This is a genomic window from Pantoea sp. BAV 3049, from assembly GCF_009765445.1.
In the GTDB taxonomy this organism is placed as follows: domain Bacteria; phylum Pseudomonadota; class Gammaproteobacteria; order Enterobacterales; family Enterobacteriaceae; genus Erwinia.
Genome location: NZ_WHOY01000031.1, coordinates 1,971,950 through 1,987,964, shown reverse-complemented (window position 1 = coordinate 1,987,964; position 16,015 = coordinate 1,971,950). Strand labels below are relative to the sequence as shown.

At 55.7% G+C, this 16,015-nt stretch carries 15 protein-coding genes; 6 read left to right on the top strand and 9 right to left on the bottom strand.

The features are described from left to right. Nucleotides 1-8 precede the first annotated feature (8 nt). The 5 genes from GSQ70_RS10100 to fdnG form a co-directional block, all read right to left on the bottom strand. Nucleotides 9-620, bottom strand: a complete 612-nt coding sequence (locus tag GSQ70_RS10100; RefSeq protein WP_158782406.1) for a glutathione S-transferase — start codon at nucleotides 618-620, stop codon at nucleotides 9-11. A gap of 68 nt (nucleotides 621-688) precedes the next feature. After that, nucleotides 689-1,615: a formate dehydrogenase accessory protein FdhE gene (fdhE, locus tag GSQ70_RS10095; protein ID WP_158782405.1), complete on the bottom strand. Its 927-nt coding sequence runs from the start codon at nucleotides 1,613-1,615 to the stop codon at nucleotides 689-691. Next, nucleotides 1,615-2,259, bottom strand: coding sequence for a formate dehydrogenase cytochrome b556 subunit (gene fdoI / locus GSQ70_RS10090; protein WP_158782404.1), 645 nt, complete (start codon nucleotides 2,257-2,259; stop codon nucleotides 1,615-1,617). The genes fdhE and fdoI overlap by 1 nt, the downstream gene beginning before the upstream one ends. After that, nucleotides 2,256-3,143 (bottom strand): formate dehydrogenase subunit beta, encoded by an 888-nt coding sequence (gene fdxH, locus GSQ70_RS10085; RefSeq protein ID WP_158782403.1) that lies wholly within the window; start codon nucleotides 3,141-3,143, stop codon nucleotides 2,256-2,258. The genes fdoI and fdxH overlap by 4 nt, the downstream gene beginning before the upstream one ends. 12 nt (nucleotides 3,144-3,155) lie before the next feature. Next, nucleotides 3,156-6,203: a formate dehydrogenase-N subunit alpha gene (gene fdnG / locus GSQ70_RS10080; protein WP_158782402.1), complete on the bottom strand. Its 3,048-nt coding sequence runs from the start codon at nucleotides 6,201-6,203 to the stop codon at nucleotides 3,156-3,158. 156 nt (nucleotides 6,204-6,359) lie between these two features. Between fdnG and fdhD the strand changes: the two genes are divergently transcribed. Next, nucleotides 6,360-7,175 carry a formate dehydrogenase accessory sulfurtransferase FdhD gene (fdhD, locus tag GSQ70_RS10075; RefSeq protein ID WP_158785277.1) on the top strand — a complete coding sequence of 272 codons (816 nt, stop codon included), beginning with the start codon at nucleotides 6,360-6,362 and terminating at the stop codon, nucleotides 7,173-7,175. Here the strand turns inward: fdhD and GSQ70_RS10070 are convergent. Next, nucleotides 7,172-7,948 (bottom strand): DeoR/GlpR family DNA-binding transcription regulator, encoded by a 777-nt coding sequence (locus GSQ70_RS10070; RefSeq protein WP_158782401.1) that lies wholly within the window; start codon nucleotides 7,946-7,948, stop codon nucleotides 7,172-7,174. The genes fdhD and GSQ70_RS10070 overlap by 4 nt on opposite strands. A gap of 178 nt (nucleotides 7,949-8,126) precedes the next feature. On the opposite strand from GSQ70_RS10070, the gene GSQ70_RS10065 reads away from it, so the two are divergent. Together GSQ70_RS10065 and sodA are read left to right on the top strand one after the other, a co-directional pair. Next, the gene (locus tag GSQ70_RS10065) at nucleotides 8,127-9,467 is read left to right on the top strand and encodes an aspartate aminotransferase family protein (RefSeq protein WP_158782400.1); all 1,341 of its coding nucleotides are present in this window, start codon (nucleotides 8,127-8,129) and stop codon (nucleotides 9,465-9,467) included. A gap of 385 nt (nucleotides 9,468-9,852) precedes the next feature. Then, the gene (sodA, locus tag GSQ70_RS10060; protein WP_158782399.1) at nucleotides 9,853-10,470 is read left to right on the top strand and encodes a superoxide dismutase [Mn]; all 618 of its coding nucleotides are present in this window, start codon (nucleotides 9,853-9,855) and stop codon (nucleotides 10,468-10,470) included. Between the two features lie 135 nt (nucleotides 10,471-10,605). On the opposite strand, the gene GSQ70_RS10055 is transcribed toward sodA, so the two are convergent. Continuing rightward, nucleotides 10,606-10,854, bottom strand: a complete 249-nt coding sequence (locus GSQ70_RS10055; protein WP_199257251.1) for a M20/M25/M40 family metallo-hydrolase — start codon at nucleotides 10,852-10,854, stop codon at nucleotides 10,606-10,608. Between the two features lie 515 nt (nucleotides 10,855-11,369). Between GSQ70_RS10055 and GSQ70_RS10050 the strand changes: the two genes are divergently transcribed. Genes GSQ70_RS10050 through GSQ70_RS10040 form a run of 3 tightly spaced genes read left to right on the top strand, consistent with a single transcriptional unit; the run spans nucleotide 11,370 to nucleotide 14,969 of the window. Continuing rightward, nucleotides 11,370-12,875, top strand: a complete 1,506-nt coding sequence (locus tag GSQ70_RS10050) for a sugar ABC transporter ATP-binding protein (protein WP_158782397.1) — start codon at nucleotides 11,370-11,372, stop codon at nucleotides 12,873-12,875. Further along, nucleotides 12,872-13,867, top strand: a complete 996-nt coding sequence (locus GSQ70_RS10045) for an ABC transporter permease (protein ID WP_158782396.1) — start codon at nucleotides 12,872-12,874, stop codon at nucleotides 13,865-13,867. Before GSQ70_RS10050 ends, GSQ70_RS10045 begins: the two co-directional genes overlap by 4 nt. Before the next feature lie 34 nt (nucleotides 13,868-13,901). After that, on the top strand, nucleotides 13,902-14,969 hold the full coding sequence (locus GSQ70_RS10040) for a sugar ABC transporter substrate-binding protein (protein WP_158782395.1): 1,068 nt from the start codon (nucleotides 13,902-13,904) through the stop codon (nucleotides 14,967-14,969). Nucleotides 14,970-15,030: 61 nt separating this feature from the next. Here GSQ70_RS10040 and GSQ70_RS10035 read toward each other — a convergent pair whose 3' ends face one another. Together GSQ70_RS10035 and mtlR are read right to left on the bottom strand one after the other, a co-directional pair. Further along, complete coding sequence (locus GSQ70_RS10035) at nucleotides 15,031-15,393, bottom strand: YibL family ribosome-associated protein (RefSeq protein ID WP_158782394.1); 363 nt, start codon at nucleotides 15,391-15,393, stop codon at nucleotides 15,031-15,033. 72 nt (nucleotides 15,394-15,465) lie between these two features. Next, entirely contained in the window at nucleotides 15,466-16,002 is a 537-nt protein-coding gene (gene mtlR / locus GSQ70_RS10030) for a mannitol operon repressor MtlR (protein ID WP_158782393.1), read from the bottom strand. Nucleotides 16,003-16,015 lie beyond the last annotated feature (13 nt).

The window sequence follows — 16,015 nt, the reverse complement described above, 5'->3', positions numbered from 1 at the left end:
TAAGGGACTCACGATGTTGGGGGGACCGTACGGGCAAAACTCTCGCGTTCGAACATTTTTTCCGCCAGTTTCACCAGTGCCGGGCGCTCCACGCACCAGTTCGGCAGAATGCGGCGGAAATTGATAAAGCCGATCAGGCAGGCGGTGGCGATGTCTGCCACATTCAACCTGTCGCTGTTCAGTACGGTGCCTTTAGCGGCTTCCTTTTCCAGTGCATCCAGTCCGCGCTGAATTTTCTCTCGCTGGCGCAGAAGCTGGCTTTCCATTTGCTGCTCCGGCGGACGCATTTGCTCCCGTAACAGGATCACCGCCGCATCGCCAATGCCGTCCGCCAGCGCCTCCAGCTGTTGCACCTTCAGCGCTGCCAGCTTCTCTCGCGGCATCAGCGCTGGTGCGATATCCAACTGTTCAAGGTACGCGGCAATGATATGGGAGTCATACCAGGTTTCCTCCGGCCCGGTCACCAGCGCGGGGACTTTGCCCAGCGGGTTGTACTGCGGGACGTGGCTCTCCTCCGTCCAGGGTGATTCGTTGATAAACTCAAACGTGATGCCTTTTTCCAGCATGATCACCGAAATTTTCCGTACGAAGGGACTGGTATAACTGCCGATGAGTTTCATTGTGCGATTCCCCTGTCGGGCCGGAGCGATCCGGCCTGGTTGTCGTTAAACGGGCGGCTGCCTTTCAGTCATTCTCCCGGAAAAAGGAAAGGATTCAAGCTGCTGCGTGAAAATCCTTCCTGTTCCATGCGGGCATCCAGCACCAGCGAGGCCAGATCGTCGGCTACCGGCTCCACTGCCGGGTCTTTCTCCTGATAGAGCATTTTCAAGTAGGTGCCGCAGTCGCCACAGCTTTCTGCTTTGATCGCTGCCACTTCGCTGTCCAGCGACCAGTAGTGTAAATCGCGGGTTTGCTCGCAGTTGCTGCATTTGGCGCGCACCACATACCACTCGCTTTCGCACAGGTTGCAGTGCAGATAGCGCAGGCCGCCATTTTGCGTACCCATATGGATCACGCTGGAAACCGGCACGCTGGCGCAGACCGGGCAGAACTGGCGCTGTTCACCGTATTCGGCACGGGCTTTGCCGGGGATCAGCGCAGCCATCTGCGCCCAGTACAGTGACAGGGCAGCCCAGATAAACGGCGATTTATCGCTGCTGACCTGAGCGAAGTCGTTGGCGAACAGTGCGGAGGCCATCGCCTCCAGCTCCGGTGCGGAAGCCTTTTCCAGATTTTCCAGCACTGCCAGCGCCTGGCCAGTCATTTCCGGCTTCAGCTCAGCGATGAGTGAATGCAGCAGACGCTGCCAGTGTCCGTCGCGGGGCAGGGTATGGATATCCAGTGGCGGTTTGCCGCTGGCTGCCGTCTCCACCAGTCGGGCGTGCAGATCCATCTGTAAAGGATGGTCATACAGCACGATCTCCTGGGCAGTAGCGATAACAGCGGCAAAGCGCAGATAATCACCCAGCGGATTTTTTTCTGCCAGCTGGCGCAGTCGGGCAGCGCGGCGTGAGTACAAATTTTTCAGCCTGGGGAAAAGTAACGGCGGGATCATCTCCGCCGTTTTTTTGTCGCCTTTCGCAAGCCTTTCCTGCGGGATTATGCGAATACTCATCAGGGACGTTTTTCCTGTTGTTTCAGTTGCCGTTCGCGAACGGCGCGGTACCAGCGCGGATGGTGACGTTTCGCCCAGGCCGGGGTCACCCAGCCTTCAACCATCGCGGTGAGGGTGCCTTTCACCCACAGCGCCGCGTAAATGTGGACCATAATGACCAAAATCAGCCCTGCGGCGGCAACGGAGTGAACCAGCAGCGCCAGGCGAATCACCGGAATGGCGAAGGCACCGGCAAAGTAAGGCCGCCAGATAACAATACCGCTGGCCAGCAGCAGTACTAAACTGATGATAGCAGCCCAGAATACGCTCTTCTGCCCGAAATTATAGCGTCCCGTATCCCCGACTTCCTGGTTAAGGGCAATTTTATGAATATTTTTTGCCCAGTACAGATCTTCACGGTCGACCAGATTGTGCTGCCAGTAGCGGAAAAACATCAGTAAAAACGCAACGAACATCACCACTCCGATAAAGGGGTGAAGAATGCGGGCCAGCTGCGGCGAGCCGAGAATATTCATCAGCCAGTTAAACGAGGGGAAGAAAAACCCCAGCCCGCTGAGGGCGGCAAAGACAAAGCAAAACGCCACAACCCAGTGGTTGATGCGTTCCGGCGCGCTGTAGCGCTGAATGCGGTCGCGTTTTTTCATTGCTCATCCTCCTTCTCATGCTGCTCTTCCTCAACCCGGTTTGGCCCGATACCCACGTAATGAAACACGCTGGCCGCGAAGGTGGCGGCAAAGCCGATGGCAGCCAGAGGCTTCCAGATCCCTTTCCAGAAAGTGACCGTCGGGCTGATGCTCGGGTTATCCGGCAGGCCGTGATAAAGCTGCGGCCGGTCGGCATGGTGCAACACGTACATCACGTGCGTGCCGCCCACGCCTTCCGGATCGTACACCCCGGCATTGGCGTAACCCCGTGTGTTCAGCTCGCTGACGCGCTCAGCCGCGACCTGCTTCATCTCCTCTTTGCTGCCAAAGTGGATAGCACCGGTCGGACAGGTTTTCACGCAGGCAGGTTCCTGACCGACGGTGACACGATCGACGCACAGCGTGCATTTATAGACGCGATTGTCCTCTTTATTTAACCGGGGAACGTCAAAAGGACAGCCCGCAATGCAGTAGCCGCAGCCGATGCACTGCTCCGACTGAAAGTCGACAATGCCGTTGGCATACTGAATGATCGCCCCCTCTGAAGGACAGGCCTTCAGACAGCCGGGATCGGCACAGTGCATGCAGCCGTCCTTGCGGATCAGCCACTCCAGCCGGTTGTTCTCTTCCACCTCGGAAAAGCGCATCACCGTCCAGGATTTGGCGGTCAGATCGGCGGGGTTGTCGTAAACCCCGACGTTGTGTCCCACTTCATCCCGGATATCGTTCCACTCCGAGCAGGCCACCTGACAGGCTTTGCAGCCGATGCAGGTGGTCACGTCGATCAGCTTTGCCACTTCTTCCTGATGGTTCCTCGCCTGTGGGGCGGGCGTGAAGCCATTGGTCGCGGAACGGCGGATGATGTCTTGCGATTGATAAGCCATAAACAGTCTCCGTTACACTTTTTCCACGTTAACCAGGAACGCCTTAAACTCTGGCGTTTGCGTATTGGCATCGCCGACGAACGGCGTCAGGGTATTGGCGAGGAAGCCTTTTTTCGCCACCCCTTCAAAACCCCAGTGGATCGGAATGCCAATGGTATCCACCGGCTTGCCGTCCACCGTCAGCGTGCGGATACGCTTGGTGACGACCGCTTTTGCCTTGATATAGCCACGGTTAGAACTGACTTTCACCGTATCGCCCGCGATGATGCCAAGGCGGTTTGCCAGCCCTTCACCGATCTCCACAAACTGCTCCGGCTGCGCGATGGCGTTCAGCCTGGCGTGCTTGGTCCAGAAATGGAAATGCTCGGTGAGACGATAAGTTGTGCCGACATACGGGAATTTATCCGCCTTGCCCATGGTCGCCAGATCGTCTTTGAACACACGCGCCGCCGGGTTGGATATCACCTTCGGATGCAGCGGGTTGGTACCGATTGGTGTCTCAAACGGCTCATAGTGTTCCGGGAAGGGCCCTTCTGCCATCTTGTCGAGAGCGAACAGGCGCCCCATCCCTTCCGGCTGCATAATAAACGGCCCGGCATCACTGCCCGGAGGCGCGGTGCTGTAGTCCGGGATATCCTGCCCGCTCCACTTCGCGCCATCCCAGTGCAGCAGCGCTCTTTTCGGATCCCATGGCTTACCCTGCGGATCGGCAGAGGCGCGGTTGTAGAGGATGCGCCGGTTCAGCGGCCATGCCCATGACCAGTTCAGCGTGTTGCCCAGCCCGGAAGGATCTGTGTTGTCGCGACGGGCCATCTGGTTACCGTCCGCCGTCCAGCTTCCGGCGAAAATCCAGCAGCCGCTGGAGGTGGAACCGTCATCGCGCAGCAGGGCAAACGAGCCGAGCTGCTGGCCTTTCTTCGCCAGCACCGTGCCTTTTTCGTCAACGAGGTCGGCCAGTGCTTTGCCGTTGCTTTCCATTGCCACTTCTTCCGAAGCAGGATTGTCCGGCGTCAGGTAATTCCAGGACATGTTCAGTACCTGTTCCGGCAACGCACCGCCGTCTCTGGCATACATCTCGCGCAGGCGCATGAAAATCCCCGCGAGGATTTCGCCGTCGTTACGTGCTTCACCAGGCCCATCCGCACCTTTCCAGTGCCACTGCAGCCAGCGTGCGGAGTTAACAATCGAGCCATTCTCCTCGGCAAAGCAGGTAGAAGGCAGGCGGAATACCTCGGTCTGGATTTGCGACGAGTCCACATCGTTGAATTCGCCGTGGTTCCGCCAGAAGTTAGATGTTTCCGTGGTGAGCGGATCGATAATCACCAGGAATTTCAGCTTCGACAGAGACTTAACCACCTTGTTTTTGTTCGGGAACGAGGCAATCGGGTTAAAGCCCTGGCAGATATAGCCATTTACTTTGTCCTGCGACATCATTTCGAAGTACTGCAGCACGTCGTAGTTTTTGTCCCATTTTGGCAGCCAGTCAAAGCCCCAGCTGTTCTCTTTCTGCGCCTTATCGCCGTAGAAGGCCTTCATCATGCTTACAAAGAACTTCGGATAATTGCTCCAGTAGTTCACCTGGCCGGGCAGGCTGGCTTTCGGCGTGTTCGCGGTGAGATAGGTTTGCAGGTCCGCCTGTTTCTCCGAAGGCAGGGTCATATAGCCTGGCAGGCTCTGCGACAGCAGCCCGAGGTCGGTCAGCCCCTGGATATTGGAGTGACCACGCAGGGCGTTGATCCCGCCACCGGCCATGCCCATATTGCCCAGCAGCAGCTGAACCATCGCCATGGTGCGAATGTTCTGTGCGCCGATGGAGTGCTGAGTCCAGCCCAGTGCATAAAGGAATGAGGCGGTGCGGTCCGGCGCGCTGGTTTCGGCCAGCAGTTCGCAGACGTGCAGGAAATCAGCCTTCGGCGTGCCGCAGATGTTTTCCACCACCTCTGGCGTATAGCGGCTGACGTGCTCTTTCAGCAGGTTCCACACGCAGCGAGGATGGCTCAGCGTCAGGTCACGTCTGGCAAAACCGCTCTCATCCAGCTCGTAGTTCCAGCTGGTTTTATCGTATTTACCGTTCGCTTCGTCATAGCCGCTGAACAGGCCTTCGTCGAAGTGGTAATCCTCGCGCACGATCAGGCTGGCGTTGGTGTAAGACTCAACATATTCGCGCTGGATTTTGTTGTTGCTCATCAGGTACAGCAGGACGCCTGACAAAAAGGCGATGTCAGTACCGGAACGGATCGGCGTGTAAAAGTCCGCCACCGATGCAGTGCGCGTAAAGCGCGGATCGATAACGATTAATTTTGCCTTGTTATGGATTTTGGCTTCCATCGCCCAGCGGAATCCGACCGGATGCGCTTCAGCGGCGTTGCCACCCATGACAATGATCAGGTTTGCATTGCGGATATCAACCCAGTGGTTGGTCATCGCACCGCGACCAAATGTTGGAGCAAGACTTGCTACCGTTGGTCCGTGTCAGACGCGCGCCTGGTTGTCGACGGCCAGCATGCCGAGCGACCGGGTGAATTTTTGCGTTAAATAGCCGGTTTCATTACTGGAAGCCGAGGCGCAAAGCATCCCGGTACTCAGCCAGCGGTTGACGGTAGTCCCAGCCTCATTTTTGGCGATAAAATTAGCGTCGCGATCGGCCTTCATCAGCTTCGCGATGCGCTCAAAGGCATCTTCCCAGCTGATTCGCTGCCACTTATCGGAACCGGGCGCGCGGTATTCAGGATATTTCAACCGGCTTTCGCTGTGGACAAAGTCCAGCAGACCGGCCCCTTTAGGACAAAGTGCGCCGCGGCTGACCGGATGGTCCGGATCCCCTTCGATGTGGAAAATCGACTCTTTGGCATTTTTGGCACCGTCGCCGAGGCTGAACATCAACAGCCCACAGCCAACGGAACAGTAGGTGCAGGTATTTCGGGTTTCGCGGGCACGCAATAATTTATACTGGCGTGTTTCCGCCAGCGCTATGCCTGGCGTAAAGCCCAGCAGCGCTGCCGTCGTCCCTGCCATCCCACCAGCACAGATCTTGAAGAAGCTTCTTCTGCTGACATTCATGGCGTCATTCCTGTTTCGACATTGCTCAATTATTTTTTTTTGCGGTGTTACCTTCGCAGGTTCAGAATCGCAGAAGAAATTCGGAACCCGGGTGTTCGAAATATTACCACAGGATTGGTGTGGACGTTGCAGGCAGGTGGCTAATGGGTGAACAAAATGGGTGAATGTTATAAGAATGTGAGTGAGATCGCAGGGCTGAGCCGGACGCAGGTCTGGCAGCGCGATTCACTGAGCGAGGCAAAAGAGGACTGGCTGGCTGATGAAGTGCCGGTGGCGCTGGTCTATAACGGTATCTCCCACGTAGTGATGATGGCTACGCCAAAAGATCTGGAAGCCTTTGCCCTCGGTTTCTCACTGTCGGAAGGCATTATCGCTTCCCCTGCCGATATCTACGGCCTAGAGATTCGGCCCTCCTGCGGCGGCATCGAAGTGCAGGTGGAGCTTTCCAGCCGGCGCTTTATGGGGCTGAAAGAGCAGCGCCGCGCCATGGCCGGACGCACCGGTTGTGGCGTCTGCGGCGTGGAGCAACTGGAGGAGATCGGCAAACCCCTTCAGCCGTTGCCGTTTACCCAGACTTTTGATCTGAACCGGCTGGATGAGGCATTATCGCAGATGAATAGCTACCAGCCAGTAGGGCAACTGACTGGCTGCACGCACGCTGCAGCCTGGATGATGCCTGACGGCAACCTGGCTGGCGGCTGTGAGGACGTGGGCCGCCATGTGGCGCTGGACAAGTTGCTGGGGCAGCGCAGCCAGCAAAGCGGCTGGCAGCAGGGCGCAGTACTGGTCTCCAGCCGGGCCAGCTATGAGATGGTGCAGAAGTCCGCGATGTGTGGTGTCGAGATCCTGTTTGCCGTTTCTGCCGCAACAAAGCTGGCCGTGGAAGTGGCCGAACGCAGTAATCTGACGCTGGTCGGCTTCAGCAAACCCGGCCGGGCGACTGTTTACAGCCATCCGGAAAGACTGCTCTAAGCCACCACCACCGCAGGCAGGACTTTCTCCAGGGCGGAAAAAGCCGGGAGCGACGTGGCACCGCTGTCGGTTACTAATGTTGTGACTTCTCCAATGGCGGCATAATTCATCCGGCTGGTCAGGCCCAGCTTGCTGTGATCGGCCAGCAGGATCAGCTGAGCGGACTGGCGGACCATGGCCCGGGCAACCGTTGCTTCGTGGGGATGAAAACTGCTGGCACCATTCTTACTGTCGATCCCTACCGGGGACATCATCGCCACATCAGCACGGTAGCGGTAAATCTCGCCAACGGTCAGTTCGCCGCGCGTTTCCTGCGCACCAGCCAGCATGCTGCCGCCTAATAAAATAATGTTGTTATTCAGCGGCTCATGCTCGTCCGCCCCCGAGAGTTTCAGGGCGGCATTCAGGCTGTTGGTGATAATCGTCAGGCCGGACATGGTGCGCAGTTCTTCAGCCAGCATGGTGGTGGTACTGCCGGCATCCAGAAACAGCGTTTGCCCCGGTTTTAACAGCTGAGCGGAGGCACGGGCAATGGCGCGCTTTTCCCGTGCACGCACCTCACTGCGCACGGTTAAAGGCGGCTCCGGTTCGGCATCCAGTGCCATCAGCCCGCCGTGTACGCGGCGCGCAAGTCCCAGCGCTTCCAGTTCAATAATGTCCCTTCTGGCCGTTTCGCGGGAGATGCCCAACTCTCTGATGATCCGCTCTGTGCTGACGTGATTGAGCGTGGTCAGCAGGGCACGAATACGGTGGAGCCGCGTTTCCTGAAGCATGTTTAGTTCCTTAACCAGACGGGATGTGCATAGCCTAACTGACAATGCCGGGGCGTGCATGTGTATTTTGTTGTATTTGTGTATTTTGTTGCATTTTTGCAAAAAGTTGCCATGATGAAGGCAGACCAGGCCACCCGGCCTTATGCTCATAGTCACCCACATCGCAACGGGAGTTATCATGGCTACACGTTCGACCATCATGGACACCAACAGCTTTCGCGCCGAGCACGCCGCCGGTCTTGATGCTGACGTCCGTAAACTGACCGATAAACGCAGCAAAGTGCTGGGTGAATCCTACCGCCTGTTTTACCGCAAGCCAGTGCATCTGGTGCGGGGTGAGGGCCAATATCTGTGGGACGCGGCCGGGGATAAATATCTGGACGTGTATAACAACGTGGCGAGTATTGGCCACTGCCATCCGGCGGTTATCGATGCGGTTTATCAGCAGATGCAGCAGCTGAATACCCATACCCGCTATCTGCATGAACGCATTCTTGATTACTCGGAAGAGCTGCTGGCGACGATGCCGTCAGAAATCGACCGGGCAATGTACATGTGTACCGGTTCTGAAGCCAACGATCTGGCTATCCGCATTGCGCGAGCTTACAGCGGTGGTACAGGTATTATCGTCAGTCAGGAAGCCTATCACGGCACCAGCGACCTGACTTCCGGCGTATCACCGGCTTTAGGGACCGGCCAGCCACTGGCGGTCACAACCCGCCTGGTCTCTCCGCCGGATCGCTATCGCGTTAACGCACCGGATCTGGGCGACTGGTTTGCCAACGAAATCCAGAAGCAAATCGACGATATGGCCCTGGCTGGCATCAAGTTCGCCGGTTTTCTTGCTGACTCTATTTTCTCGTCAGATGGTGTGTTGCCTGGACCAAAAGGCTTTCTGAAAAAAGCCGTGGATGTCGTCCATAAAAACGGCGGCATTTTTATTGCCGATGAAGTACAGCCAGGCTTTGCCCGCACCGGTGATGCGTTCTGGGGCTTTGCCCGCCACGGTGTGGTACCGGACGTTGTTACCACTGGTAAGCCAATGGGCAACGGTATCCCTGTTTCCGCGCTACTGGCGAAAAGCGATGTGCTGGCGGCATTCAGTGATGACATTCCTTACTTCAACACCTTCGGTGGCAACCCGGTTGCCATGGCTGCAGCGCAGGCGGTGCTGAAAGTGATTAAAGAAGAGGGATTGCAGGAGCACAGCCGCGTGGTGGGTGAAAAACTGCTGGCTGAACTCTCAACGCTGAAAGATAAATATGAGTGCGTGGGTGATGTGCGCGGTGCCGGTTTGTTTATCGGCTTTGAGCTGGTAACCGATAAGTCCAGCAAGACGCCGGATAAGCAGCTGGCGCTGGATGTCACCGAAAGACTACGTGATAACCACGTACTGACTTCTGTAGCAGGTCCGTATGGTAACGTGCTGAAGCTGCGTCCACCGTTGGCGTTCCAGGAGAGCGATATCGACTGGCTGGTCGGTGCGCTGGATAAATCTCTGGCATCGTTGGGCAAATAATCACCAAACAGCATTACCGCAAGGGCTGAACTTTATTTCAGCCCTTTTTGCTGTGTTTATCCGTTCTCATTATGAAGAGAAGTAAAGAGTCTGAATCAGTCGGGTGATCAGGTGCAGCTGGTTGAAATTAAAAATAAAAAAGTGCAATGTTGGTGAAGTTCACCGATCAGGACGTGCCTGACCAGACGAGGGTTTAGATCGTTTTGTCACCCCCGGTGATGAAAGCGTTATAAAGCAGGGTTGATGCCTGCTGGCAATTATACCCCTATAAACGTCGGGGCATTGATAACCCTTTTACGGATCGTTTATTTAACTATAATGATCCGACTGCTTACGCGGTGCTAACAGAAACGGCGCCGCCCACCATTAAATGGAGATGATGAACATGAGTTATTCACTGCCATCCCTGCCTTACGCTTACGACGCACTGGAACCGCACTTCGACAAGCAGACGATGGAAATCCATCACACTAAACACCACCAGACCTATGTCAACAACGCGAATGCCGCGCTGGAAGGCACCGAGTTTGCCAGCCTGCCGGTGGAAGAACTGATCACCAAACTGGATCAGGTTCCTGCCGACAAGAAAACCGTTCTGCGTAACAACGCGGGCGGCCATGCTAACCACAGCTTCTTCTGGAAAGGCCTGAAAACCGGCACCACCCTGAGCGGCGACCTGAAAGCAGCTATCGAGAAAGACTTCGGCAGCATTGATGCGTTCAAAGCAGAATTCGAAAAAGCGGCAGCGACCCGTTTCGGTTCTGGCTGGGCATGGCTGGTCAAAAAAGGTGACAAGCTGGCGGTCGTCTCTACTGCTAACCAGGACAGCCCGCTGATGGGCGAAGCGATTTCCGGTGTTTCCGGTACGCCAGTCGTGGGTCTGGACGTGTGGGAACACGCATACTACCTGAAATATCAGAACAAACGTCCTGATTACATCAAGGCATTCTGGGAAGTGGTTAACTGGGATGAAGCCGCAGCTCGCTTCTCTGCAGCAAAATAATTTCCCCTCACGGTAAATCATGATGATAAACCGACGGAGTTCGCTTCGTCGGTTTTTTTATCGGAGTACCACCACTCTTTTCAGTACGTTCGCCTGAGTCATGCCTGCCCGGACAGGGTATTGCCCTGCTGTTTGTCACAAATTATCCTGCATAACGTATTTAAAGAGCGTTTTATTCAGCACTGCTGTTGCGTCATTAAAATCTCTTAATTCAATGGCTTCGTGCGGATTATGACTGCCATTCTGATTACGGATAAACAGCATTGCACTGGGTATGCCGCTGCTGGGAAATTGCACGCAGTCATGGCCGGCCCCGCTGGGGAGGATACGGTAAGAAACGTTGATTTCACGGGCGGCCTGTTGCAGATATTGGTTCTGTCGCATTAACGCCATCTGGTTATCAAACCCTTATCGATTCGGTGGTTCGTCGCAATATCCGTCTGCTCTGGAAACGGGCACAGGGTTTTTCACCCGCTGCCGCTGCGCTGGTGGCGTCGCTGAAAACCTGCATCAGCAATGGCGAGATGCAACGTTTTTTCCCAGAAGTCGAATGGGACGACAGCGCTTTAGATATCAATGCATTTAATTAATTGTCTCCTTGTGACAACGCGCCTGAATGAATATCTGTGCCTCGTTGGCAACCATACCGAGTGAAATCCTGGTCATTGTTTTTATACCCCATTTTTATGCTGCCTGAATGCGATTACGAGGCTGGAGATGCTTAAATGTCTGGGTGTCTGGGTGTCTGGGTGTCTGGGTGTCTGGGTGTCTGGGTGTCTGGGTGTCTGGATGGCTAATATCATTTTGTGTTAGCTTATGTGCTTTCGTTCGTTGCCCACCGTGAAAATTCAATAAAAAATACGGCAACACAGTCAGTTAATAACCAGAGAAAGATTCTCATGACCGCGTCTAATCGCTTAGAAATGCGTCAAATCTCCATCGCTTTTGGCGGTTTCTCAGCGCTGACCAGCGTGGATTTTAGTCTTGCAGGCCATTCCGTGCATGCTCTGACCGGGGCCAACGGTGCGGGTAAGTCAACGCTGATGGCTGTTCTGTCTGGCGCTTACGATCACTACAGCGGCGACATCCTGCTGGACGGGCAGCCCGTATCGATTCGTTCGCCCCGCGATGCCAAACAGCTGGGCATTCACCTGGTGCAGCAGGAGGTGGATGTGGCGCTGGTGCCAACTCTGAGCGTGGCGGAAAACATTATGCTGGACCGCCTGGCTGAGGGTGGACAGGTCTGGCGCTGGGGTGAAATTCGCCAGCAGGCTAAAGCCTTACTGGCCCAGCTGGATGTCTCGCTTGACGTTCGTCGCCGTATTGATCGGTGCACGCTGGCAGAGAAACAGCAAATTCTGCTGGCCCGGGCACTGTCACATCACTGCCGTTTCCTGATCCTTGATGAGCCCACCGCACCGCTTGATCAGCATGAAAGTGAGCGCCTGTTTGCCGTGGTTCGTCGCCTGCAAAGCAGTGGGATTGGCGTGGTGTTTATTTCCCACCGCATCCACGAACTGCGTGCCATCTGCGACCGGCTGACGGTGTTGCGCGATGGCCGCCTGATTGAAAGCGGCCCGATGGCCGAGCTGAGCGGCGAGCAGATCGTCGAGAAGATGCTGGGTCATCAGCTCGATGACATCTATCCTCCACGCCGTCCGCCGTTCAGTGATGAAACCCTGCTGAAAGTGGAAGGGCTGCATGATGATTTGCTGCTGCACAATATCTCGCTGACGCTGCGCAAAGGCGAAATTCTTGGCATTGCTGGTCTGGCCGGGGCCGGAAAAACCGAGCTGTGCAAGGCGCTGTTTGGTGCCAGCAACAGCCGCATCACCAAAGGTAAACTGCACGGTAAACCGTGGAAGCCAACCTCGCCGCATGCCGCAGTGGAAAACCGCATGGCGCTGATCCCGGAAGAACGCCGCAGAGAGGGCATCTTTATCGACGAGCCGGTGGTGATGAACCTCAGCGTCACCGCCGATAGCAGCTTTTCGCGCTGGAGCCTGTTTGGTCATCGGCAGGCATGGCGCTGGGCGGAAGAGGTGATCCAGAAACTGGGCGTGCGCACCACCGGCCCTCAGCAGATTTTACGGCGCCTGTCGGGCGGCAATCAGCAGAAAGTGGCAATTGGTAAATGGCTGCGTAACGACGCGGACGTGCTGATTTTTGATGAGCCGACCAAAGGGGTCGATATCAAAGCGAAAACCGATCTGTTTGAACTGATTGACGGGCTGGCCCGGCAGGGAAAAGGGGTGATTTACGCCTCGGGCGAATTTGCCGAGCTGGTTGGTCTGTGCGATCGCATATGCGTGCTCTGGGACGGGCGCATCGTGGCAGAAATGGATGCAAAGCTCGCTGATGAAGAAACACTTTTACTTTATTCCACCGGAGGAACGCCTGCGTGAGCAGCAAAGAACTTTCCCTGAAGGCGACGCCCCTGCGTCACCAGCTGTTTGAATTTCTCTATAAATGGGGGATGTTGCTGACGGTGGTGGCGCTGATCGCCGCTTTTGGTCTGGCTTCGGACAGCTTCCTTGAGCCTGCCAATATCATCAACATCCTGCGTTCGATTGCCATTGTTACGGTGATTGCCGTCGGCGTGTCGATTTCCCTGACCATCGGCGGTTTTGACCTGTCGGTTGGTTCTACGGCCTCGCTGGCAAACTCGCTGGTGATTTCATTGTTCGTCTGGTACGGCTACGGATCGACAGCGGCGATTGCCCTCACTTTATTGCTGTGCACGCTGGTGGGACTTTTTAACGCTTTTCTTATCGTTATTCTGCGCATTCCTGACATGTTAGCCACATTAGCCAGCCTGTTTGTCGTTCAGGGTGTGGCGATGACCTACAGCTTTGGCGGCTCAATCACGGAAAATATGGTGATGCCGAGCGGTGATATGGCGGAAGGCACTATTCCGGCCAATTTTTCGCTGCTGGGGCAGGTGCCGACCATTGTGATCATTATGCTGGTGGTCACTGCATTCGCTCAGTTGGGTCTGTCGCTGACCAGGCATGGTCGCCGGATGTATGCCATTGGCGGCAACCCGGAAGCGGCGCGCCTTTCCGGCATCCGTACCCATCGCTACCGTGTACTGGCCTATGTGCTGGCTTCACTGCTCGCGGGGCTGGGCGGCATCCTGCTGGCATCGCGCATTGGATCTTCTCAGGTCAATGCGGGCGGAGGCTATCTGATGGATGCGGTTGCCGCCGCGTGGATCGGTTTCTCTCTGGCGGGTTCGGGCAAGCCCAATGCGCTGGGAACGCTGGTAGGCGCCATTATTCTTGGCGTGCTGCAGAACGGGCTGGTGATGCTTTCCGTTCCCTACTATGCGATGGATATTATCAAAGGCCTGGTGCTGGCTGTTGCGCTGGCTATTACTTACATCCAGCGCCGCTGAGCGCTTAACACCGTCTGACAGGGTATTAATAATAATGAATAAACTGACCACATCGCTGCTGGCTATCAGTCTGCTGACCGCCATGCCTGCTTTTGCCGATACCGCTGCAGTTCCGGCGGCCATCGCTAACCATAATGGCCCGGTGCGCATCGCCGTTATCCGTAACCTGGGTTCCGATGACAACACTACTCAGTTCGTTGCCGGTGCTATCCAGCAGGGCCGCAAATTGGGCTTCAAAGTCAGCACTTTTCTGAGCAATGGCGACGACGCGCGTTTCCAGGATTTTGTTAATCAGGCTATCAGTCAGAAATATGACGGCATTATCTTGTCACACGGTAAAGACCCGTATTCCACAGCGCTGGTGAAGCGTATTGCGGATGCGGGTATCAAAGTCTCTGTATTCGACACGCCGGTAAACCAGCCTGTTGAAGGCGTAACCGTTACTGCTCAGGACGATGCTTCTCTGGCACAGCACTCCCTTGATCAGCTGCTTAAGGACACCAACGGCAAGGCGAATATCGTCAAGCTCTGGGTGGCTGGCTTCCCGGCGATGGAACGTCGCCAGGTAGTTTATGAAAAAGTTTTGAAGGCGAATCCTGGCATTCATCAGCTGGAGTCGATAGGTGCGGTCTCTTCTGATGTGCAGGGTGATACAGCCAATAAGATTGGCGCCATCCTCGCGAAATACCCGAAAGGTCAGATTGACGCGATCTGGGGAGCCTGGGATGCCTTCGCGCAGGGAGCTTATAAAGCCCTGCAGGAGAATGGCCGTACTGAAATCAAACTGTACAGCATCGACGTGTCCAACCAGGACCTGCAACTGATGCAGGAGAAGAACAGCCCGTGGAAACAGACTGTGGCGGTGGACAGCAAACTGATTGGCGCAACCAATATGCGTCTGGTGGCGAACAAAATCGGCGGGGAGCCAACGCCGGCAACTTACCAGTTTAAAGCCGCGGCGATCTCTCAGGCCCAGCTGGCAGGGCAGTCCGCGCCGGTCAACGTTGCCAATCTGAATAAAATCATCCCTGGCTGGGGAGAATCCACTGACTTCGTGGCACCGTGGTTCGCCACGCTGGAAGCGAAATACGCGAAGAAGTGAAGGTGTTCTGAGACTAAAATGCCCGCATCTGCGGGCATTATGCTACAAAAAGCGGTAAAACTTAAAAAGCCGTTTTCGCGAAGCCGGTCATCTCTTTCAGGCCCATCTCGCGACCCAGCGCGGTCATCGGGTGCACCACCACAATGCCATGCACGCTTTTTTTCAGCGCGCCCATATTGGCCTGCTCTTTTTTAGTGATCGTGCGGCTGAACGGCATCTGCTTCAATTTTTGTGCTTCTTTGCTCAGCTTCTCTTCGCGTACGCCGCGCAGACGCTCCAGCTCTTGAACCACTTTCTCTTTTTCTTTCAGCAGCTCGCCCAACTTTTCTGCATTGCCGGATTCCAGCAGCAGCGGCTCCTTGCGCGTCAGGGCATCCAGCTTGTCGCTGAGGTTTTTAATTTCTGCCTGAACTTGTTCTTTCATTGTCATTAACCGTGATGTGATTCATTGCCGCAAGGATACACGAAAGCGACGGCAAGAGGGAAAGGGCGTTGGCTACTTTTTGAAAGCCTGCTTGAGGCTGATGCGGGAAATCAGTTCGGTCAGCGACAGCACCATCGTGGAGCGAACCACCTGCTGATAACGCTGCTGCAGCATGGCGCGCAGCTCGGCATCATCACTGGAGAGGTCGGGACGGGGAGGCAGGGCAGTCACACAGTGCAGCTCGCCAAACGGGCCCAGCAGCTCGTCGTCGGTAAAGCGATACTCGGTGCCGTCATCGTTCAGGGCTTCACGCAGTGCCATCAGCAGCTCGGCATCTTCGTATTCAGTGCGGCTGATCACTCCCAGGCCGTAGATCAGCTTCAGCCTGACCGACAGTTCACCCAGCGGGCCATCACCCAGTAACAGAGGCTCTACCGCATATTTTACGGCGTAATCATCCTTGCGAAAGACCTGAATGACCAGCAGGTTTACCGCTTCGGCCAGCAGTTCCACCGTCGCGATCAAAAAGCTTCTGACCGTTCTTCCGGCGTTCAGGCGCTCAAGCACCCGATTCTCAAAAGCCTGTGGTTTTTCCATGAGAGCCTGCATATCGTACTAAAAC